Origin of the sequence: Polaribacter filamentus, from assembly GCF_002943715.1 — a bacterium.
Classification (GTDB): domain Bacteria; phylum Bacteroidota; class Bacteroidia; order Flavobacteriales; family Flavobacteriaceae; genus Polaribacter; species Polaribacter filamentus.
On record NZ_MQUA01000013.1, the window covers coordinates 3,108,780 to 3,131,128 of the forward strand.

General features: G+C 31.3%; 24 protein-coding genes and 1 tRNA gene. 13 read left to right on the top strand and 12 right to left on the bottom strand.

The genetic code is table 11. The annotated features are described in order from the left end of the window. The first annotated feature begins 100 nt into the window (after positions 1–100). The 6 genes from metG to BST83_RS16270 all read left to right on the top strand — a co-directional run bounded on the left by metG (position 101) and on the right by BST83_RS16270 (position 6,804). Positions 101–2,158, top strand: coding sequence for a methionine--tRNA ligase (gene metG / locus BST83_RS16245; protein ID WP_104810919.1), 2,058 nt, complete (start codon positions 101–103; stop codon positions 2,156–2,158). A gap of 13 nt (positions 2,159–2,171) precedes the next feature. Next, entirely contained in the window at positions 2,172–3,539 is a 1,368-nt protein-coding gene (locus BST83_RS16250) for a hypothetical protein (protein WP_104810684.1), read from the top strand. Between the two features lie 33 nt (positions 3,540–3,572). After that, positions 3,573–4,475, top strand: coding sequence for an IS1595 family transposase (locus BST83_RS16255; protein ID WP_104808311.1), 903 nt, complete (start codon positions 3,573–3,575; stop codon positions 4,473–4,475). Between the two features lie 88 nt (positions 4,476–4,563). Further along, complete coding sequence (locus tag BST83_RS16260; RefSeq protein ID WP_104810685.1) at positions 4,564–5,466, top strand: histone deacetylase family protein; 903 nt, start codon at positions 4,564–4,566, stop codon at positions 5,464–5,466. 166 nt (positions 5,467–5,632) lie between these two features. Beyond that, entirely contained in the window at positions 5,633–6,091 is a 459-nt protein-coding gene (locus BST83_RS16265) for a lipocalin family protein (RefSeq protein ID WP_104810686.1), read from the top strand. A gap of 5 nt (positions 6,092–6,096) precedes the next feature. Next, complete coding sequence (locus tag BST83_RS16270; protein WP_104810687.1) at positions 6,097–6,804, top strand: YiaD family glycine zipper/OmpA-like lipoprotein; 708 nt, start codon at positions 6,097–6,099, stop codon at positions 6,802–6,804. A gap of 68 nt (positions 6,805–6,872) precedes the next feature. On the opposite strand, the gene BST83_RS16275 is transcribed toward BST83_RS16270, so the two are convergent. From BST83_RS16275 to BST83_RS16290, 4 genes are all read right to left on the bottom strand, one after another. Further along, positions 6,873–9,026, bottom strand: a complete 2,154-nt coding sequence (locus BST83_RS16275) for a xanthine dehydrogenase family protein molybdopterin-binding subunit (protein WP_104810688.1) — start codon at positions 9,024–9,026, stop codon at positions 6,873–6,875. 86 nt (positions 9,027–9,112) lie between these two features. Continuing rightward, positions 9,113–9,574, bottom strand: coding sequence for a (2Fe-2S)-binding protein (locus BST83_RS16280; protein ID WP_104810689.1), 462 nt, complete (start codon positions 9,572–9,574; stop codon positions 9,113–9,115). A gap of 511 nt (positions 9,575–10,085) precedes the next feature. Then, positions 10,086–10,988, bottom strand: coding sequence for an IS1595 family transposase (locus tag BST83_RS16285; protein WP_104808311.1), 903 nt, complete (start codon positions 10,986–10,988; stop codon positions 10,086–10,088). Positions 10,989–11,105: 117 nt separating this feature from the next. Then, on the bottom strand, positions 11,106–11,441 hold the full coding sequence (locus BST83_RS16290) for a single-stranded DNA-binding protein (RefSeq protein ID WP_104810920.1): 336 nt from the start codon (positions 11,439–11,441) through the stop codon (positions 11,106–11,108). Between the two features lie 171 nt (positions 11,442–11,612). Here BST83_RS16290 and BST83_RS16295 point away from each other — a divergent pair, with 171 nt between their 5' ends. Both BST83_RS16295 and BST83_RS16300 read left to right on the top strand, forming a co-directional pair. Beyond that, the gene (locus tag BST83_RS16295; protein WP_146092186.1) at positions 11,613–12,161 is read left to right on the top strand and encodes an HNH endonuclease family protein; all 549 of its coding nucleotides are present in this window, start codon (positions 11,613–11,615) and stop codon (positions 12,159–12,161) included. 15 nt (positions 12,162–12,176) lie between these two features. Next, positions 12,177–12,527: a hypothetical protein gene (locus BST83_RS16300; RefSeq protein WP_104810690.1), complete on the top strand. Its 351-nt coding sequence runs from the start codon at positions 12,177–12,179 to the stop codon at positions 12,525–12,527. A 42-nt stretch (positions 12,528–12,569) separates the two neighbouring features. Here BST83_RS16300 and BST83_RS16305 read toward each other — a convergent pair whose 3' ends face one another. Then, positions 12,570–13,037: a CBS domain-containing protein gene (locus tag BST83_RS16305; RefSeq protein ID WP_104810691.1), complete on the bottom strand. Its 468-nt coding sequence runs from the start codon at positions 13,035–13,037 to the stop codon at positions 12,570–12,572. Positions 13,038–13,141: 104 nt separating this feature from the next. Here BST83_RS16305 and BST83_RS19960 point away from each other — a divergent pair, with 104 nt between their 5' ends. Beyond that, a complete protein-coding gene (locus BST83_RS19960; protein WP_104810692.1) occupies positions 13,142–13,357 on the top strand; it encodes a hypothetical protein in 216 nt (71 codons plus the stop codon). Between the two features lie 91 nt (positions 13,358–13,448). Then, positions 13,449–13,793 (top strand): hypothetical protein, encoded by a 345-nt coding sequence (locus BST83_RS16315; RefSeq protein WP_146092187.1) that lies wholly within the window; start codon positions 13,449–13,451, stop codon positions 13,791–13,793. Positions 13,794–13,865: 72 nt separating this feature from the next. Here the strand turns inward: BST83_RS16315 and pyk are convergent, their stop codons facing one another. The 5 genes from pyk to BST83_RS16340 all read right to left on the bottom strand — a co-directional run bounded on the left by pyk (position 13,866) and on the right by BST83_RS16340 (position 18,098). Beyond that, complete coding sequence (gene pyk, locus BST83_RS16320) at positions 13,866–15,293, bottom strand: pyruvate kinase (RefSeq protein ID WP_104810694.1); 1,428 nt, start codon at positions 15,291–15,293, stop codon at positions 13,866–13,868. Between the two features lie 5 nt (positions 15,294–15,298). Then, on the bottom strand, positions 15,299–15,769 hold the full coding sequence (locus BST83_RS16325) for an IPExxxVDY family protein (protein ID WP_104810695.1): 471 nt from the start codon (positions 15,767–15,769) through the stop codon (positions 15,299–15,301). Positions 15,770–15,859: 90 nt separating this feature from the next. Continuing rightward, positions 15,860–16,597, bottom strand: a complete 738-nt coding sequence (gene rnc / locus BST83_RS16330) for a ribonuclease III (RefSeq protein WP_104810696.1) — start codon at positions 16,595–16,597, stop codon at positions 15,860–15,862. A gap of 3 nt (positions 16,598–16,600) precedes the next feature. Further along, positions 16,601–17,854, bottom strand: coding sequence for a beta-ketoacyl-ACP synthase II (gene fabF, locus BST83_RS16335; protein ID WP_104810697.1), 1,254 nt, complete (start codon positions 17,852–17,854; stop codon positions 16,601–16,603). A 7-nt stretch (positions 17,855–17,861) separates the two neighbouring features. Continuing rightward, the gene (locus BST83_RS16340; RefSeq protein WP_091896995.1) at positions 17,862–18,098 is read right to left on the bottom strand and encodes an acyl carrier protein; all 237 of its coding nucleotides are present in this window, start codon (positions 18,096–18,098) and stop codon (positions 17,862–17,864) included. A gap of 171 nt (positions 18,099–18,269) precedes the next feature. Between BST83_RS16340 and purN the strand changes: the two genes are divergently transcribed. Together purN and BST83_RS16350 are read left to right on the top strand one after the other, a co-directional pair. Next, the gene (gene purN, locus BST83_RS16345; protein ID WP_104810698.1) at positions 18,270–18,842 is read left to right on the top strand and encodes a phosphoribosylglycinamide formyltransferase; all 573 of its coding nucleotides are present in this window, start codon (positions 18,270–18,272) and stop codon (positions 18,840–18,842) included. Next, entirely contained in the window at positions 18,835–19,470 is a 636-nt protein-coding gene (locus tag BST83_RS16350; protein ID WP_104810699.1) for a ribonuclease H1 domain-containing protein, read from the top strand. The genes purN and BST83_RS16350 overlap by 8 nt, the downstream gene beginning before the upstream one ends. A gap of 98 nt (positions 19,471–19,568) precedes the next feature. On the opposite strand, the gene BST83_RS16355 is transcribed toward BST83_RS16350, so the two are convergent. Further along, positions 19,569–19,955, bottom strand: a complete 387-nt coding sequence (locus tag BST83_RS16355) for a hypothetical protein (RefSeq protein ID WP_240614797.1) — start codon at positions 19,953–19,955, stop codon at positions 19,569–19,571. 234 nt (positions 19,956–20,189) lie between these two features. Between BST83_RS16355 and BST83_RS16360 the strand changes: the two genes are divergently transcribed. After that, positions 20,190–20,672 (top strand): DoxX family protein, encoded by a 483-nt coding sequence (locus tag BST83_RS16360; protein ID WP_104810700.1) that lies wholly within the window; start codon positions 20,190–20,192, stop codon positions 20,670–20,672. A 1,560-nt stretch (positions 20,673–22,232) separates the two neighbouring features. Here the strand turns inward: BST83_RS16360 and BST83_RS16365 are convergent. Continuing rightward, positions 22,233–22,306: transfer RNA gene (locus tag BST83_RS16365), tRNA-Ile, on the bottom strand. Positions 22,307–22,349 lie beyond the last annotated feature (43 nt).

Here is a 22,349-nt window from a genome sequence, read left to right on the forward strand (position 1 = left end):
CTAATCAATGTAAATGTATCTATTTTCTATCGGATTTAAAAATTGCTTTTCCGTACTTTTGCACTTCAAAAACCAGTCCAAAATTAAAACAAAAGATCACATGAGTGCTCCTAAAAGATATACAATTACAGCCGCTTTGCCATATACAAATGGTCCAATTCATATTGGTCATTTAGCAGGTGTATACGTTCCTGCAGATATTTATGCGCGTTATTTACGTTTAACGGGTAACGATGTTGCATACATTTCTGGTTCTGATGAACATGGTGCTGCCATACCAATGAAAGCCAAAAAGGAAGGTGTTTCGCCGCAAGTCATTATCGATAAATATCACGGAATTATCAAAAAATCTTTTGAAGATTTCGGAATTTCTTTTGATAATTACTCAAGAACTTCCGCTAAAATTCATCATGAAACGGCATCAGCATTTTTTAAAAAAATGTATACTGATGGCGAATTTATTGAAGAAATTTCAGCACAATTGTATGATGCAGAAGCAAATCAGTTTTTAGCAGATCGTTTTGTGGTAGGAACTTGCCCAAAATGTGGCTTTGAAGAAAGTTATGGCGATCAATGTGAAAGCTGCGGAACAAGTCATAACGCAACAGATTTAATCAATCCAAAATCTGCAATTACAGGCAATGCACCAACGGTAAAAGAAACGAAACACTGGTTTTTACCTTTAGATAAACATGAAGATTTTTTACGCGAATGGATTTTAGAAGGTCATAAAAACGATTGGAAACCAAATGTGTACGGACAAGTAAAAAGCTGGGTGGAAGATGGTTTACGCCCAAGAGCTGTAACTAGAGATTTAGATTGGGGAATTCCTGTCCCGTTAAAAGACGCTCAAGGCAAGGTGTTGTATGTTTGGTTTGATGCACCAATTGGCTACATTTCATCTACCAAGGAATGGGCAGCAAGAGAAGGAAAAAACTGGGAAGATTATTGGAAAAAAGACGATACGAAACTGGTTCATTTTATAGGGAAAGACAATATTGTTTTTCACTGTATTATTTTCCCTGCGATGTTAAAAGCGCATGGCGACTATATTTTACCAGATAATGTGCCTGCAAATGAATTCTTAAATTTAGAAGGAAATAAATTATCAACCTCTAAAAACTGGGCAGTTTGGTTGCACGAATATTTAGAAGATTTCCCTAACCAACAAGATGTTTTACGTTATACGTTAACAGCGAACGCGCCAGAAAGTAAAGACAACGATTTTACTTGGAAAGATTTTCAAGCAAAAAACAACAACGAATTAGTTGCCATTTTTGGTAATTTCATTAACAGAGTTGTCGTTTTAACCAACAAATATTATGGCGGAGTTGCGCCTTCTCCTAAAGATTTCTCAGAAGCTGATGAAGATGCTTTGGCTGCTGTAAAAGAGTTTCCGAATAGTATTGGAAAATCGATTGAAAGATATCGTTTTAGAGAAGCGAGCCAAGAATTAATGAATTTAGCCCGACTTGGAAACAAGTATTTAGCGGATGAAGAGCCTTGGAAAGTAATTAAAGTTGATGAAGAACGCGTAAAAACAATCTTATTTGTTGCATTGCAAATATCTGCCTCATTAGCAGTCGTTTCTGAACCTTTTTTACCTTTTACTTCGGATAAATTGAAAGGTATTTTAAATATTCGTACTAACAAGTTAACTTGGGAAGACGTTTCAGAAAAAGCCGTTTTATTGCCTGCAAATCATCAAATAAATCAAGCAGAATTATTATTTTCTAAAATTGAGGACGAAACTATTGAAGCGCAACTAGAAAAATTAATTGCGACTAAAAAAGCAAATGAAGATGAAAAAAGAGTTGTAGAACCTCAAAAAGAAACAATTGATTTTGAAGATTTCACAAAACTAGACATCAGAATTGGAACTATTTTAGAAGCCGAAAAAGTGGCTAAAACCAAAAAATTATTAAAATTAAAAGTGGATGTTGGTATCGATATAAGAACGATTGTATCCGGAATTGCAGAAAGTTTTTCGCCAGAAGAAATTATTGGTCAACAAGTTTCTGTATTAATCAATTTATCGCCAAGAAAAATTAAAGGCATAGAAAGCAACGGAATGATTTTAATGACAGACACGCCTGATGGAAAATTAGCATTTGTTGAGCCAGAAAAGACCGTTAAAAACGGGCAAAAAGTAAGCTAGAAAAGATGAAAATATGATAAAGAATTTTTTAAGTTTAATTATTTTAAGTTTTAGTATTGCAACATTTTCACAAGAAACAGTGCTTTCGTTTAACAACGATTTAAAAACCTCTTCTTCTGATATTAAAGATGTAATTCCGGTTGTAAACACAGAAACCAACGAAATCGCTTTTTTTGTAGCCGATGCTAAAAACGTTTATGGGTATAAAGTTGATGCAAATTTTAAAGTTATAGCAAAAATAACATCCGAAGAAAAAAGTAGAAAATATAAAGTTTTAATTGGCTCTAGTGCTTCTAAAAATGATTCATACCGTGTATTTTTAACCGATAAAAATCAAAATAATTTCGCCTTTGTTAACTTTTCTTTTAAAGACGGTGCTACCTCATTAAAAGAGTTTTCAATAGGTGAAGATGAAGAGTTTATACAAACTGTCAATTCTAAAAACCAATTTTATTTAATTTCTGGATCAAAATTAGAAAACCATTTGTATCTCTATTCTTTTGATGAATACGGAACTCCTATAAAAAATGATATTGATATTTCTGCTCTAAGATTTATTGACTATAAAGGAAAAAACACGAATATTTTGTCATTTTTAATTACAGGAAATGATCTTAAAAAGTTTGAAGAAAACACCCCAAATTCGATAGAATTAACCTCTGAAGAAACAAAAATGTTTGTAAGAGAAAATTCGATATTTTTTACACTAGATCATCATAAAATGTTTACTCAAGTTTTAGAAATAGATTTAGACACTTATAAAGCGGATTCATTTCAGTTTAATAAACCGGCTTTAGGCGAGAAAGCAAAAAGAACAAATTCTTATTTAAATGGTAAAAATATTTTTACAATTGCAGTAACAAAAGATCAATTTTCTGTTGAAATTTTAGATTTTGAAACTGGCAATTTAATTAAAGAATATTCAGCAAGTAAAGACGAAGAAATCACTTTTAAAAATACCGCAATTATTCAAGAAGGCGGAATGTATGACGCCTATAGAGAGCTAGGCAAAACAAATCGTTTTTTAAAAAGAATTTCGAAAGGGAATTCGGGCATTTCTGCAAGAAAAGTGAACAATCAATATCATGTAATTATTGGCGGTTATATTGTTCAAAAATCAAGCGGAGGAATGATGATGCCTTTTGGCGGAATTCCACTGGGCACTATTGGTTCTGCCACTGTATTTTTTAATCCGACTCAAATTGCATTTAACTCTTTTTCTAATAATAAAACAACCAGAATAGAATCTTTGTTTGATGAGAACTTTAACCACGTTGAAGGAGAAATTAAAGAAAATGCTTTTGATAAAATGATAGATTTTAAGTCTAATAATAAAGGAAGTACCGTTTTTAAATATAAAGATTTTGAGTTAGTCATTTAATTTCCATATATTATAACCTTTAAAACAAGAGATATGGAACAATTTGAAGGTCAAGATATACTAAACTTTATAAAAGAATTACCAAATGATGCTGCGTGTAAAGCGTATTTAGCCAAAATAAAATGGCAAGATGGATTTACTTGTATGAAATGTGGTCATACCAAAGGCTGTGAAAAAGTAGATTATAGATACCATTGTTATAACTGTCAACACGTAGAAAGCGCCACTGCAAACACCTTATTTCATAAAGTTAAATTTGGATTGCAAAAAGCCTTTTGTGTGGTTTTTGAAATGAGTACAAGTAGTAAAAGTATTTCAAGTATTCAAATGGGAAAACGTTTTAGCATTCGCCAAGGAACAGCGTGGTATTTCATGCAAAAAGTGCGTAAAGCAATGAAAAGCAGTCAAAAATATCCTTTAGAGAAATTAATCCATGTTGATGAATTTACTGTTGGAGGGAAAGAAGAAGGCAAACAAGGAAGAAGTTATGATACGAAAAAGAAAAAGGCTGTTATCGCAGTAGAATTAACAGATGGCAATAAAGTTAAAAGAGTTTATATCAGATCCATCAAAGACTATTCTGCAAAATCATTAACCCCGATATTTGAAGAGCATATAAGTACATCTGCTAAAATAGTAACTGATAAATGGAGAGGTTACCAACCTTTAAAAGAGATGTATGACATTGACCAAATATATAGTAATAATGGTGCTAATTTCAAACAATTACACATTGTGATTATGCAAGTTAAGTCATGGTTGAGAGCAATACCAACTCATGTAAGTAAATGGCATATTCAAGCATACTTTGATGAGTTTTGTTTTAGAATTAATCGATCTCAATTTAAAACCAGCATATTTCATAAAACGATTAATAGAATGGTAGAAAGTAAACCAATATATCAAAATCAAATAAAACAGATGCTAAGCGTATAACTCAATAAAGATTTTTACATAAAAACAGAATATATGTCATTTTCAAAAGAATTTATCTTTAGAAAATTTACAGATTAAAAATAAATTCATGCTTAAAATAGCGTACCATCCTATTTATAAACACGAGTTACCAGAAGGTCATCGTTTTCCAATGGAAAAATATGACCTTTTACCTCAACAATTACTCTACGAAGGAACTTGTGTAGAAGAAAACTTCTTTGAACCAGAAATACCCAACAATAAACATTTTTTTACGGTTCATGATTCAGATTATTTTTTTGATTTACTAAATATTACTTTATCACAAAAAGCAGCGAGAAAAATTGGTTTTCCTTTATCCGAAGTTTTAGTAGAAAGAGAAATGATCATCGCAGACGGAACCATGAAAGCGTCTGAATTTGCGCTAAAACACGGAATTGCGATGAATATTGCTGGTGGCACACATCACGCATTTTCTAACCGTGGTGAAGCTTTTTGTATGTTAAATGATCAGGCAATTGCTGCAAAATATTTACAGAACAAAAGTTTGGCACATAAAATTCTGATTGTAGATTTAGATGTGCACCAAGGAAACGGAACCGCAGAAATTTTTCAAAATGACGCTTCTATTTTTACCTTTTCGATGCACGGAAAAAGCAATTATCCGTTTGTAAAAGAAAAATCTGATTTAGATATTGCACTAGAAAATAACACAAAAGATGCTGAATATTTATCCATCTTAGAAAAAACCTTACCAAAACTCATCAACCAAGAAAAACCAGACTTTATTTATTACTTATGTGGTGTTGATGTTATTGAAACTGATAAATTAGGCAAACTTGCCTTAACCATAGAGGGTTGTAAAGAACGTGATCGATTTGTATTACAAACTTGTTTTGAGTATAAAATTCCGGTGATGTGCTCTATGGGCGGTGGATATTCTAAAGATGTAAATATTATTGTAAATGCACATGCAAATACCTTTAGAGTAGCACAAGAAATTTATTTTTAATGGTTTTATAAAAATAAAATAGAAGAATTTGTATATTAATAAGATGCACAAAAAAACCTCAAAATAACCAGGCAATTATCTCGTGAAAAATTTAGTTAATTTAATTAATATAAAAAATTTGTGATGTAGTTATTTGTTAATTTACAGTCTAACAAAAATATAAATTATGAAAAATTTAATAGTAGTTGCACTCTCATTGATACTGTTCTCTTGCGGTGCCTCAAAAAATGTAAGAACAAAAGAAAAGATTATTAAAGGAAATTGGACCTTAAATAAAATTGTTTACAGTAAAACTGGTGATTATAAAGTGACTATGTTTAAAGATGCTCCAAAAGAATGTTTTGAAGGTAGTTCATGGAAGTTTGTACCAAATAACAACACAGGAACGTATACCATAAATAGCACAAATTGTGTATCTGGAGAAAGAGATTTTATTTTTGTAGTTCAAGAAATTGATGCAGCTTCTGGATATTACGACTTTTTACTAAAACCAAAAAATAACGAAAACAAAGCTGGCTTTAGATTGCAATTAACAGAATTATCTGAAACTACAATGCAATGGAAACAGTACTTAAATGTAGACGAAAAACAATTTATTATTAATATGAACTTTACAAAACAATAATTAAGATGAAAAATTTAATCACTAAAATAACAATGACAACTTTAGCACTTACAATAGTGTTAAGTTTATCAAACTGTGAAGCAATAAAAAATGCAAATAACAAACAAAAAGGTGCCGTAATCGGTACTGCTGGTGGTGCACTTATTGGCGCAATATTAGGAAACAATGTAGGCAAAGGAGGAAATGGAGAATTAGGTGCTGTAATTGGCAGTGTTGTTGGTGGTGGTGCAGGTATACTTATTGGTAACAAAATGGACAAACAAGCTAAAAAGATTGAAACTGAAATCCCTGAAGCTAAAGTAGAAAGAGTTGATGACGGAATTGTAGTTACTTTTGATGAAAATAGCGGTGTTTATTTTGACACAAACAAATCTAATATTAACACAAAGTCTCAAGAAACTTTAAACAAACTTGCTGCTGTGTTTTCAGAATTTGCTGATACAAATATTTTAGTTGTTGGGCATACAGATAGTGCTGGTAAAAAAGAGTATAACACGACTTTATCAGAAAAAAGAGCTTTATCTGTTACCGATTATTTAATGTTTAAAGGTTTGGTTAAAAATAGATTCCAAACTTTATGGTATGGAGAAACGCAACCAAAATATGATAATGCTACTGCAGAAGGAAGAGCAAAAAACAGAAGAGTAAATGTTGCAATTGTACCAAATGATAAAATGGTAAATGATGCAAAAATAGAATCTGGAAGAAAATAAATTCAACTATAATTAAACAAAAAAGATGCCGCACAATGCGGCATTTTTTTTGTTTAAAAAACAATTCTTTATCCTAAAACAGCATTCTTTTCAAGTTCTTTTGCAAAAGGCTGGCTGTATATTCTTTTTCCTAAAGCGGCATTAATTGCATTTGCAACTGCGCCTCCTGCAGGTGGTAAACCTGGTTCTCCCAAACCTGATGGCGACAAGTTGTTTTCAACAAAATGAACGACTACTTTAGGTGTTTCTAACATTCTAATTAATCTGTACGTATCAAAATTTTGAGCATTTGGTTTACCTTCATTAAAAGAAAAATCAGCAAACATGGCATGACCTATTCCGTCTATAACACCACCTTCAACCTGGTTTCTAGCTCCTGAAGGATTTATCACAACGCCGCAATCTACAGCAACCGTAACTTTTTTAATTACAGGAAAACCATCCTCTAAAACAATATCTGCAATTTCTGCAACGTGTGTATTATGACTGTAATATGCAGAAAAACCTTGAAAAACTCCTTCTTCAGTTTTGCCCCAATTTGCTTTTTCTCTAACGAGTTTAATAGTGTCTTCCATTCTTTCTCCAGAATATTCTATTTTTTCATCCGTAGTATTTTTTATATTTTGAAGTAAATCTAAACGCAATTGAATCGTGTCTACATTTAATTCTGAGGCTAATTCGTCAAAGAAACTTTGTTCTGCAAAAGCTAAAAAGTTAGTGTAAGGTGCTCGCCAAGCACCGGTTGTAATATTACTAGTATGATTTGCTGTATCCACTTTAAAATTTGGAATACATCCCGCAGGAAAAAAGTTAGGAATTGCGCCATACATATTTCCGTTAATTGCGGCTTCTTTTAAATAATATCCTGTTACTTTTCCATCTTTGATGGATGCTTTTATTCTGTATTTTATAGATGGTCTGTAAGTTCCTGCCGTCATATCATCTTCTCGAGAGAAAATTACTTTGATTGGTTTTTTGGCTAAACTAGAAATTTCTGCAGCTTCTAAAGCAAAGTCTCCATACAATCTTCTACCAAAACCACCACCCATTCTTGTCATTTCGCAAAAAACGTCCTCTTCTTTTCTCTCTAATAATTCTGCAACTCTACTAACCGTCCATTGCGGAGTTTGAATTGGCCCAACTAAATGCACTTTTTCTGCCGAAACATCCGCATAAAAATTCATAGGTTCTAAACAATTGTGCGGTAAAAATGGCGAATGATAAGTTCTCTCAATTATTTTATCAGCAGTAGCAAACGCATGACTGATATTACCATCTTCACGCCTTGTTTCAAACTTAGTACCATCTAAAATTTTGGTTAAAACTTCATTGTGTTTTTCTGTAGATTCAAAATCAGAATCTTTTATCCAAGTAGCAGAAAGGGCTTTCTTTCCTTTCATGGCTGCCCAAGTTGAAGTTGCTAAAACCGCAATTTTATCTCCAAACTTAAACACGTCAGAAACCCCATTTACAGCTTTGGCTTTAGTGTCGTCAAAACTTTCTAATTTTTGACCAAAAGCTGGCGGTCTTAAAACCGATGCATGTAGCATTCCTGCTGCTTTATAATCCAACCCAAAAAGTGGTTTTCCTGTAATAATTTTATCAATATCTACGTTTACAATTTCTTGACCAATAATCGTAAAATCTTTAATTTCTTTTAATTTTATATTTTCAGGTACTTCTAATAGCGCGGCGGCTTTTACAACTTCTCCGTATCCTAATTTATCGCCATTTACATTTGTAATAACTCCTTTTGATACGCTACAAGTTGAAGCATCTACATTCCATTTTATAGCAGCTGCATTTACCAACATTTGTTTCGCCGTTGCACCTGTTTGTCTAAATGCATCCCAACTAGAACGTATAGACTGACTTCCGCCAGCTACTTGTCTTGTAAAATTTTTAGAATCTAACGCGCCTTGTACTACATTTACTTTACTCCAATCTGCCTCTAATTCTTCTGCTATAATCATTGGCATCGATGTTTTTACACCTTGACCAATTTCTGGATTTGGAGAAAATATGGTTACAAAACCATCATCAGAAATTTTAATAAACGCGTTAAAATCGTTAAAGTTTAAGCTTTCTATATCTACAGGCATTATTGCCCCTGGTTTGCAAGCTGTAAGTAAATTGAATCCAATTAACAACCCACCACTTGCTAAAAGCGAAGTTTTTAAGAAATTTCTTCTGCTAAAATTATCTGTTTTTTGAGATTTCATTTTTAAGTAGTTTTTAGATTTCCATTCTCATGGAAAAGACATTTTTTAGGTTTCCTCTTTGTAAAACTTCTAGGAATTTTTTTTAATTATGACATTTTTTTTGCAGCAACTTTTACCGCCTTTTCAATTCTATTATAGGAAGCGCATCTGCAAATATTACCATGCATTGCTGCTCTAATTTCGTCTCTTGAAGGGTTTTTATTTTCGTCTAAAAATGCAGTTGCGGTCATAATTTGTCCTGCTTGGCAGTAGCCACATTGTGGTACATCAATCTCTTTCCAAGCCTCTTGAACAGGATGTTTACCATCTTCGGATAAACCTTCTATCGTTGTGATTTTTACATCGTCTAAAAAAGAAACTTGCATTTGGCAACTTCTTGTTGCAACACCATTAATGTGAACAGTACAAGCGCCACATTGTGCTATTCCGCAACCAAATTTTGTCCCTACTAAATTGAGTTCATCTCTTAAAACCCACAACAAAGGGGTGTCTGCATCTGCAGTTACAGAGCACTCTTTTCCGTTAATGTGTAAAGTGTAGTTTAGCATAGAAAATCGATTTTTAAATTGATGTTGTAAGTTACAAAAAAAGTTTTGAGTTTTTTACATCTAAAAATCAACTTTTTTTATAATTTGATAAATCATTTTGATTAAAAACTCTTACTTATTGACCTTATTAACGCCTGCTGAAAACTGTTGTATATTTTAAAACACATAAGCTTCAATGTATTTATTAAACAAATTAAAGTCTCCTGAAACTATTTCTCTTTTACAAAAGAAAAAGACCAACTTAAAGTTGGTCTCTCCTCTAATTTCAATTTCATAGCATTTAGTTCTATTCCTAAGAACATCTTCGAGTAAGAGCAAATGAATGGATAGTTAAAAAACTAAAGGATACGGACTATTATGCAATGAAAGAAAAAGAGTTCTTTTGTTCATAATCAAAAAAATAGTGGTTTTAAAGAGAGGAAAAAAGGAACTGTTCATTACTCTAAAATTAGTTAAAAAATATTTATTTAAGAGGCATCTATAATTATAATTTTAAAATAAAATGATTGAGTTATACGCTTAGCATCTGTTTTATTTGATTTTGATATATTGGTTTACTTTCTACCATTCTATTAATCGTTTTATGAAATATGCTGGTTTTAAATTGAGAGCGATTAATTCTAAAACAAAACTCATCAAAGTATGCTTGAATATGCCATTTACTTACATGGGTTGGTATTGCTCTCAACCATGACTTAACTTGCATAATCACAATGTGTAATTGTTTGAAATTAGCACCATTATTACTATATATTTGGTCAATGTCATACATCTCTTTTAAAGGTTGGTAACCTCTCCATTTATCAGTTACTATTTTAGCAGATGTGCTTATATGCTCTTCAAATATCGGGGTTAATGATTTTGCAGAATAGTCTTTGATGGATCTGATATAAACTCTTTTAACTTTATTGCCATCTGTTAATTCTACTGCGATAACAGCCTTTTTCTTTTTCGTATCATAACTTCTTCCTTGTTTGCCTTCTTCTTTCCCTCCAACAGTAAATTCATCAACATGGATTAATTTCTCTAAAGGATATTTTTGACTGCTTTTCATTGCTTTACGCACTTTTTGCATGAAATACCACGCTGTTCCTTGGCGAATGCTAAAACGTTTTCCCATTTGAATACTTGAAATACTTTTACTACTTGTACTCATTTCAAAAACCACACAAAAGGCTTTTTGCAATCCAAATTTAACTTTATGAAATAAGGTGTTTGCAGTGGCGCTTTCTACGTGTTGACAGTTATAACAATGGTATCTATAATCTACTTTTTCACAGCCTTTGGTATGACCACATTTCATACAAGTAAATCCATCTTGCCATTTTATTTTGGCTAAATACGCTTTACACGCAGCATCATTTGGTAATTCTTTTATAAAGTTTAGTATATCTTGACCTTCAAATTGTTCCATATCTCTTGTTTTAAAGGGTATAATATACAGAAATTAAATGACTAACTCAATAAAATGATCATAAAAAAAGCATTGGTTTCATTACCAATGCTTCTTTTGTTCAAAAAAGTTCTCAAACTATTTTCCACCCAACATCAACAATTCATTACAAACAATTTCGGTAATGTATCGTTTTTCTCCTTCTTTGGTTTCGTAACTTCTTGAAGTTAGTTTGCCTTCTATAGCAACTTCATTTCCTTTTTCTAAAAATTTTTCTATAATTTCTGCAGTTTTATTCCAAGCAACAATGTTGTGCCATTGCGTGTCTGTTACTTTTTCTCCTTGTGCATTTTTATAATTTTCATTCGTAGCAAGAGAAAATTTTGCTAATTTTTTCCCACTTTCTAAGGTGATAATTTCTGGTTTGTTTCCTAAGTTTCCAATTAACTGTACTTTGTTTCTTAACGTACTCATAAGATAAGGTTTTAGATTATTTATAATTTTTTTGTCAATTCGTTTTGACACTGCAAAGATGAAACACAACAGTATTTTTATTCGGTTATAAAACAATTACTTTCGGTTGTAATTATTTGTAGTCGTTTGTAAACGTTTAATTAGTATATTTGAGCAAATTAAAACATTAATATGAAATCATTTAGAAATGAAAGCTGGAAAGCTTTTGATTTAGTTGATTGCGATTTTGAAAAAGAAGAAATACTAGTATCTAATTACGGAAGAGTCCAAAAAAAGAAAAATGGAGCCGCAGAATTTAAATTGTGGAAAAACGGCATCATTAACAAATTTGAAACCCTTTCATACCTCAACAGTAAAAAAAAAGTGCGCAGTTTTTATGTACACAGAGCAATTGCCTTTTTATTTCTAGAAAAAAAGGAAGACGCAAAATTTGTGATTCATAAAAACCATGATTTAACAGATAACTTCATCGATAATTTAAAATGGGTGAATCAGAAAGAATTAACGGTGCACCAATTGACAAACCCAGAAAGAAGAAAAAAATTAGGTTTAAAAACGCGTGCTAAATTATCTGAAGCGAAGGTTCGAGTGATCAAGAAAAAATTATTAGACCCTAATAGAAGAACAAGATTAAGAATTATTGCAAGTCAGTTTGGAGTAACTACAATGCAATTGCATAGGATAAAATCTGGAGAGAATTGGGGGGACATTAAAGTGTAGAAAATAAAAATAGCTATGGAAAAAAGAAATTGCTTAGAATGTGAAGATCCAGTAAAGGGCAGAATCGATAAGAAATTCTGCTCTGATTATTGCAGAAATTCCTACAATAACAGCGTAAATAAAGACAGTAAAAACCTCATCAGAAATATTAATAATCGGCTGCGAAAAAATCATAAAATTTTATCAGAATTAAACACTTCCGGTAAAACAAAAGTAACCAGAACTAATTTATATGATAAAGGTTTTGATTTTCAGTTTTTTACATCCATCTACACCACTAAAACAGGAAACGCCTATTTTTATGTGTATAATGAAGGATATTTAGCACTAGAAAACGAGATTTTTTTATTGATAAAAAGAGAGTAATTAAAAATTTTAAAAAGAAAACATGCTCCCTGTTTTAAATCTTTATTTCCAGGTATTTCCCTTCACTTTAATAGCAGCTTTTAAAACATCTTTTTGACTTAGTTGACCTATTAATTTTCCTTTCTCAACAACAGGAAATCTTCTTCTGTGAGAACTAATAAACTTAAAAGCAGCGTCGAAAATATTCATATCTTTATCAATCGTATCAACATCTTTAACCATATATTTTCCTACAGTATTATTGGTATCTGTAGGCATATTATAATACTTGCTTTCAGAAATATGTTTGATACAATCTGTTTCAGAAATGATACCAATTAACTCATTTTGATCACTTACAACCGGACCTCCAGAAATTTTATGTTTAATGAGCATATTTATCACATGATCTAAGGAGTCCTCTGCTTTAAAAGTAACAAGTTTTGTAGTCATATAGTCAGAAACCAAAATTTGTTCGTCATTTTTACCTTGCGATTCATCTCTTTTTCCTTGAAAGCTTTTAATTCCCATAATAGGTTTGTTTTAAGTTGTTTTAAATCTACAGAAAATTCTGTTTGAATCCACATTTATATAAAGTTTTTTATTTCATATATTTATGCAAACTTTTACATCAAATGAAAAATGCATCCTCTATAATATCTCTCCTTATAATTTTAGGCGTAATTTATTGGAGTTTTTCTGATATAAAACCATCTTTACTCAAAGATGAATCATTAGCGAAAACGGGGTTCTCTGTTTACAATGCACTAGAACATGTAAAAAAAATCAGTAAAAAAGAACATTATGTAAGTTCTGAAGAACACAAAAAGCAAATACAATACTCCTTTTAGCTATTATACAAAAACTGATTATAAAGATATTTCTTCATCAAAAATAGCAATAGATTTTGATACTATTATCGATAACAAGCGTTTGTTAGAATTGGTAATTACACCGAACAGAACGTTAAATAAATACAAATTTATTGCAAACAACAAAGTTACTTTACAACAATTTAGGGTAAATGATGCCGTAGTAAATAATGGTAAAAATGATATGGCAGAAAAAGGGGCTCTTTCAATCTATTTTATGTCAAATTCTAATGAAAATCTAACACTTTATTTCAGTTTGAATAAAGACGAAAATCTAGACCTTATTTTAAATGAAATCTCTTATGATTTATTAACGAATTCAAATTTCACTATCAACCCAAAATCTAAAGAAATAATGCCAATTCCCTTTATCACCACTGATACTTTTATAATAAGTAAGAAGTTAAAACTCTAATAATCAGATTTTATCGCGTAAAAAAAGCGTTCTAAAAAATTTAGAACGCTTTTTTTATATAAGAATATATTTTTAGTCAATTTCAGAAACACGTAACGTATTTACCATTCCTCTCGCCTCTACAGGCATAGAAGCTAAATTAATAATAATGTCTCCAGAAGTTACAAAACCTTTTTCTTTAGCGATATTGTTAATATCTAAAACGGTATCATCTGTAGAAAGATTTTTATCGTAATAAAAAGCTCTAACTCCCCAAAGTAAATTTAATTTACCTAGAATTCTTTTGTCTGTAGAGAATGCTAAAACGTGTGTTCTTGGTCTCCAAGAAGAGATTTGAAAAGCAGTGTAACCACTATTTGTTAAGGTACAAATTGCTGCCGCATCTGTGTCGTTTGCCATTAAAGCAGCGTGGTAACAGATAGATTTTGTAACAAATCTATTGGTTCTAATATGAGGCGGTTCTTGAGGAACTTTAATCATTTTAGAGTTTTCTACAGCTTTAATAATTTCAGACATTTTTTGAATAACTCTTAACGGAAATTTACCAACAGATGTTTCTCCAGAAAGCATTACAGCATCTGCACCATCCATAATAGAATTGGCAACATCGTTTACCTCTGCTCTTGTTGGCACGGGGTTATCAATCATTGTTTCCATCATTTGCGTTGCAATAATTACAGGAATTCTTGCTCTTTTTGCACGTCTTACTAACTTTTTCTGAATTAAAGGAACGTCTTGCATTGGTATTTCTACACCTAAATCTCCACGAGCAACCATTAATCCGTCACAATAAGGAATTAATGCATCAATATTTGCAACTGCTTCCGGCTTCTCTATTTTGGCGATAATAGGAATTCTATAATCTGAGTGTTGTGCAATCAAATCGCGTAACATTCTTAAGTCTTCTGGAGTTCTAACAAAAGATAATGCAAACCAATCTACATCTAAACCAATTGCAAAAACAGCATCTTCCATGTCTTTTTTGGTTAACGCAGGTAAAGAAATAGCAGTGTTTGGTAAGTTTACTCCTTTTTTAGATCTTAAAGGCCCACCTACAATCACTTTTACAACAACTTCATTTTCTTTATTGGTAGAAATTACTTCGAATCGTAATTTACCATCATCAACCATAATCGCTTCCCCAACTTTTACGTCTTTAGGAAAACGTTGATAGGTCATAAATGCTTTTTCTTTAGTTCCTATACATTTTACAGTAGTAAAAGTAAACGTATCTCCATCTTCTAAAATTACATCGTCTTCCATTACACCCACGCGTAATTTAGGCCCTTGTAAATCTGCAAGAATAGCTACATTATAGCCTTTTTCTTTGTTTATTTCTCTAATTATATTTACTTTTCTCTCGACATCTTCGTAATCTGCATGAGAAAAATTAATTCTAAAAACATTAACTCCGTTAGAGGCTAATTCTGTTAAAATTTCTTTTGTATCAGTCGCTGGCCCTAGGGTTGCAACTATCTTGGTTTTATTATGATTTGGCATATTTTCTAAAAAATTAAAAAATCTTTCGACTTTAATGTGTTCTTATCTATTAAATAGGAAGTTATTACTTGCTCTATTTTTTTTATTTTGTCTAGTGTCTCAGACATAAAACTATCTTCTAAATCTCCCGAAATTTTGATAAAGAAATCTACTTTTTTCTTTTCCGGAATTAAATATGTTTTTGTTTCTGATGTTATTAGAAGTTCATTCGTTTCTTTTTGATTTTCTGCTTTAGAGCTATTTGCTATTAAAAACCAATCGAAATCATATTTACTACTTGTATAATTAAAAATTGAAAAAGAGGCTTTTTTTTGCAAGTCTTCAAAATTTAAGTCTTCTCTAGATTTATAAAAACTTGTACATAAATATTTATTCAATAAATAGGCCAACTTAAAATCTTCTAATGTTGTATGAATACCAATTAAGGAATATTCATCTTCACAGAAATCTTCTAAACCTAATGAATGAATTTGCATAAATAATACTAGTTTTAGTTCTTCTTAAAGATGCTAAATTACTAATACTTTATGAATATTTTTGGGATATTAACGAAAACGTTATCGTGTTTAGCCTACAGAAATTTGCTTTTGAAGGGTATAATAGACTCTTTTTGATGCTTGTTCTTCGGCTTTCTTTTTAGAGGTTGCTCTGCCTTTAGCAACTTGTTCTCCATCAATACTTATTTTAACGCTAAAGTGTTTTATCGTCTCATTACCTGAGTCTTCATATGTATCAAATTTGTACTTCTTTTTTTGTTTTTGACACCACTCTATAATCAACCCTTTATAACTTGTAATTTTGCCTTCTAGTTTTGCAATATCAACATAGGGCACAATTACATTTTGGTAGATAAATTTTTGACAAGAATTATATCCCTTATCTAAATAAATAGCACCAATTAAAGCTTCAAAAATATTTCCATGAATATTATCGCCAACATTAGCCTGATCTATATTACTTTTAACAAAACGAATTAAGTTTAAATCTTTTCCTAGTTCGTTTAAATGCTCTCTACTTACAATTTTAGAGCGCATTTGAGTAAGATAACCTTCTGTACCTTTTGGAACCTTGTTATACAAATAAGCCGCTATTGCAGAGCCTAGAATAGAATCTCCTAAAAACTCTAAACGTTCGTAATTAATAGGATTTCCTTTACTGTCTTGTATTTGAAAAGATCTATGGGTAAACGCTTTTTTATAATTATTAATGCTTCTTGGAGAGTAATTGAGTAACTTTTTTAATTCGCTATTTAATTCTTGATCTTCTTTAGATGTAGATGTAACTATTTTACGAATAAAATTCATATACTATTCGTCTAATTTCTTAAAAGCTACACAAGCATTATGACCTCCAAAACCAAATGTATTACTCAATGCTATTTTAATATCTCTTTTTTGAGGTTTATTAAGCGTAAGGTTTAATTCTGGATTAATATTCTCATCTAGCGTTGTATGATTTATTGTTGGCGGCACAATACCATATTGCATTGCTAAAAGAACAGCAATTGACTCAATAGCACCGGCAGCACCCAATAAATGCCCTGTCATAGATTTTGTAGAATTTATATTGATATTCTTAGCATGCTCTCCAAAAACTTTAGAAATTGCTTTTAGTTCTGCAACATCTCCTAAAGGAGTAGAAGTACCATGTGTATTAATATGATCTACATCTTCTGCTTTTATTCCAGAATTTTCTAAACAGTTTTGCATCACTGCAATAACACCAATTCCTTCTGGATGAGGAGCTGTCATGTGATATGCATCAGAAGACATTCCTCCACCTATAACTTCCGCATAGATTTTAGCACCTCTTGCTTTCGCGTGTTCGTATTCTTCTAAAATAAGTGCACCTGCTCCTTCTCCTAAAACAAAACCATCACGTTCTGCGTCAAAAGGTCTAGAAGCTGTTTCTGGGCTTTCATTTCTTGTAGATAAGGCATGCATAGCGTTAAAACCACCCATTCCTGCAATAGTTATAGCGGCTTCAGAGCCACCAGTAACAATTACATCACAATAACCTAATCGTATATAATTTAGCGCATCAATCATTGCGTTTGCAGATGACGCACAAGCAGAAACTGTTGTATAATTTGGCCCCATAAATCCATTTTTAATGGAGATATTTCCAGGAGCAATGTCTGCTATCATTTTTGGGATAAAGAAAGGATTAAATCTTGGTGTTCCATCTCCAGCTGCAAAGTTTAAAACTTCGTTTTGAAAAGTTTCCAAGCCACCGATTCCTGCTCCCCAAATTACACCAACGCGTAATTTGTTAATTTTGTCTAAATCTAATTTAGAATCTGCAATCGCTTCATCCGAAGCAACCATTGCATATTGTGTAAATCGATCCATTTTACGAGCTTCTTTTCTGTCGATAAAATCCGTGACATTAAAGTTTTTTAACTCACATGCAAAACGAGTTTTGAACTTGGCAGCATCATAATACGTTACAGGTGCTGCTCCACTAACTCCGTTAATTAAGCTATTCCAATACTCTTCAATATTATTTCCTATTGGCGTTAACGCGCCAAGTCCAGTAATTACTGCTCGTTTTAATTGCATATAAAAATTACTTTTTTGCTGCTTCTATATAGCTAACTGCCTGACCAACAGTTCCAATATTTTCCGCTTGATCATCTGGAATTTGAATATCGAATTCTTTTTCGAATTCCATAATCAACTCAACAGTATCCAAAGAATCTGCTCCTAAATCGTTTGTGAAGCTAGCTTCTGTTGTTACTTCATTATCGTCTACGCCTAATTTGTCTACGATAATAGCTTTTACTCTTGATGCAATGTCTGACATAATTCTGTTTTTTTTAAAATTTAAATCGACGCAAAAATACAAATCTTATTAATTCTAACTAACTTTTTGCGTGTAAAATGATTACTAAAGATAAATAAAAATGTTTAATCTACTATTAAAATAACCAGAATGTTAATAATTATTCTTTTTTTGTACTCTAGATATATAATTATGAGGCGTATTGTTGTTTTTGCTTCTGGTTCCGGAACGAACGCAGAAAATATTATAAAGTTTTTTAATAACTCTAAAACCGCCAAAGTTACGCAAGTACTCTGTAACAATGAACAAGGCAAGGTTTTTGAAAGATGTAAAAACCTAAATGTTAATTGCTTACTATTTAATAAAAACGATTTTTTAAAGGAAGATACGATCTTCAACCTGTTAAAAGAGAAAGCAGATTTCGTTGTTTTAGCGGGTTTTTTATGGAAAGTTCCAACAAAAATTATTGAAGCTTTCCCTAAAAAAATCATTAATATTCACCCTGCATTGCTCCCAAAATATGGTGGAAAAGGAATGTACGGGATGAACGTTCACAGCGCTGTAAAAGAAAATAATGAGAAAGAAACGGGCATTACAATTCACTATGTAAATGAAAATTATGATGAAGGAGCAATCATTTATCAGGCAAAAACGACTTTAAACGAAAATGATACGCCAGAAACCATCGCCGGAAAGATTCATTTGCTGGAAGAAAAATATTTTCCTAGAATTATTGAGCGTGTAATTTTAGAAATTAATGAGTAAAAAAAAGTTTTACGTAGTTTGGAAAGGAAGAAAAACAGGCGTTTTTACTTCTTGGAATGTTTGTAAGCGTCAAATTGATGGTTTTGAAGCTGCACAATACAAATCTTTTGCCAATTTAGAGGAGGCTGAAATTGCATCCAAAAAAAGCTACGATGATTATAAAGGCAAAAACACAAAAACAGTTACCTTAACATCCGTTGAAAAAGAAAAGTTTGGAAAACCAATTCTAGAAAGTATTTCTGTGGATGCTGCTTGTGCTGGCAATCCTGGAAAAATGGAATATAAAGGTGTTTTTACTCATAACAAAAAGCAACTTTTTTTAATGGGACCTTTTCAAAAAGGAACAAATAATATTGGTGAATTTTTAGCTTTAGTGCACGGCATTGCGCTTTTAAAAAGCAAAAACAAAGAAAATACTCCTATTTATTCTGATTCTAAAATCGCCATGAGTTGGGTAAAACAGAAACGATGTAAAACCAATATGCATTTTGATGCTTCTAATAAAGACTTGTTAGATTTGATAAAAAGAGCCGAAAAATGGCTGAAAGAAAACACGTTTAAAAACCCAATTTTAAAATGGGAAACCAAAGCTTGGGGAGAAATTCCTGCAGATTTTGGACGGAAATAGTGTAGTGTTCAGTTTACAGTGGCAGTTTGCAGCAGCAGTGTTCAGTGGCAGTTTACAGTTTGCAACTGACTACAACCTAACAACTAAAGCCTAAAAACCTACAAATTATACCCAATACTAAACATCACAATTCTTGGCAGAATAAAGGTTTTGCTATCAGAAATTAAAAAATCTGAAAAACTATTACTTTGTCTAAATTGTGCATTCAATAAGTTTTGAGCGGTTATTTTATAACTCCAAGCAGAATCTTCTCCTTTGTAAGATAAGGTAGTGTTCGCAATTTCGTAGGTGTTTTTTTGACCTACTGTTTTATTTTGATAATTACTTTGTCTATAATCGAAATTGAAAATGAAACCGTCTAAAAAATCATAATCTATTGTTATAAAAGGTTCTGTAGTTACAAATTTTGAGGTGTTTGTACTTGCTGTAAAATTACCAATAATTCTTTTTAAGCCGATTTCTATCTTTGGGAACTTATCAAACAACGTTTCTATACCCACCTCATAATCGTAATTATTATTGGTGTTGGTTTGAATGTTGTTATTTAATTCTTGAATGTACTTTGAGTTGTTAAAACCAACATCAACCTTATATTTTAAATTATTAACCCATTGTGCATTTTAAATTATATAAGATTAAAGCAATATCTTTGTTATTGGTTATAAGAGGAGTTTTTTAAAAAAAAACCAATTATAAAATTCAAAACTTTAAAATAAATCATGAAAAGGATTCTTGACAAATTAGATAGAGGAATTATAAAAAATATGAGGAACGTAAGCATACCTGCTATTCGTTTATCATTTGGTGTAATATTTATTTGGTTTGGATTATTAAAACCGTTAGGTCTCTCATCAGCGGAAGGTTTACTGAAAGCAACGGTAATATGGCTACCTTTCGGTTCACCCGATATTTGGTTAATAATTATTGGCTTTTGGGAGGTTGCGATTGGTGTTTTCTTTTTGTTTAAAGCAACAACAAGAATAGCAATTGTACTTTTACTTTTGCAGATGGGAGGAACTTTTATGCCTTTAATTGTGCTTACTGAAGTAACTTTTCAGGCGAATAATTTTCTTCTTCCTACGCTAGAAGGACAATACATTATTAAAAATTTGATGATTATTTCAGCGGCATTAGTGCTTGGTGGTGAAATTAAAACAGCAAAGTTTAAAAAAGGAAATATTGCTGATACGGAAGGTAAATAATAACTGTTTTCAATAATTATTTTTAAAACTATCTGGCTCCAAATCGTTTATAATTTGCTGCCAAATCTAAATAAATTGCTTTATTTACATGCTGGATTTTTAAAGGCAGCTGTATGGGTGTAATTTTAATTAATACCCTAGACTCTACTATTCTCTAGTTTTTTGGTTTAATCGTATTTATAAAAAAAATACTTTATTTTTTTAAACCTTTCAGCTATTTTTAGTTTGATATCACTATCTATAGGCCAGCTTATTTAATCATTTTAAAATGCAGTTGTAAAAACCTTAAAAGGTCATTACATAACTATTTGTTAGTTCTTTATGTACTTATTAAACAAGTGGTTAAACAATCTGGTTAAAATGAAAAAAGCTAAAGACGAAAACAAAGCGCATAAAATATTCGATGCACTTAAAAATATATGTACACGAAGGGAATAAATGTTGCTCGTATTGAAGAAATAGCTGAAAAAGTTAACATTAATTAGGTGATGTCGTATTAATATTATGTCCGCAAAAAACCCCTTTTTAAAACCGTTTTTAAAAATTCTACCTACTTATGAGGGACATAACTTAATGCGCTATTATATAATGACGCTCCACTTGAATATAAAATTAAGAATCTCACAAACGATTGCATTTCTTTTATGAGGAAGCCCCTCTATTGCCTATTTTCGTCATTCAGCAGTTAAATAGAAATAACTATGTAATACTAAAATTAGGGAAGAATACAAGATTTCCTAATTTTAAGAAAATCAAACAAGGTAACATGCGGATCAAATCAAACAAGGTTGCATAGACCAAGTCCATGCAGACCAATTGTTTGGAACTATTATTGCGCTCAATATTTTCCGTTTGGGAAATCACTCCTCAATACATTTACAAATAAGGATGAAAAGGACAATAAAACACTTGTAAAAGAAGGTGAAATAACAGTTTCCAACTTTATGCTTAACTTCATAAAGATCGCGCAAAATGAAATATCTAATATAAAGATTAAAGCACATTGGTAAAAGATGGAAAATAAATTTGTGCTTTCACAAAAAAAAGTAGAAAGTTTTCGAATTATGCTAATTTCTGGATAAGCAATCGGCCGAACTATAAAAAGCCAGTTTTAATCTAGAAAAAGTTACGGCTATAAGGATAAACATCGTTTACAAATAAAAATGGATTTGCAGCTCAATCGACACTAAAATAGAAAAGAAAGGAAAAAATAAAGTTGATAAAAAAATAGTTTTTCTTCCTTTTTATCAAAATCAAAATTCAAAAGGTTTAGAGACTTAAAATTACGGAATATTAAAATTTACAGAAGGTATTAGATTTGTAAAATGAAAGTAAAAAGCTAGAAAAATATATTAGTAATGAAATTTTAAATTAGTTAAAACGGCAAACGAGCGCTCTCAAGAGGGAATATGGCTTTAAAATGCCCAACTATACAATTTAAATCTCTAGAGAACTTACATAGAAGTTATAAATCTTGTCACAATCGTACATAAACCGCACAAATACTTAAATAAAAAAACCTCAATCAATTGATTAACAATAGACTAAGGTTTTTAATTGTGGTCCCACCTGGACTCGAACCAGGGACCACCTGATTATGAGTCAGGTGCTCTAACCAACTGAGCTATAGGACCAATTATTTAGGCTGCAAATGTACTATTAATTTTAAATTATTTG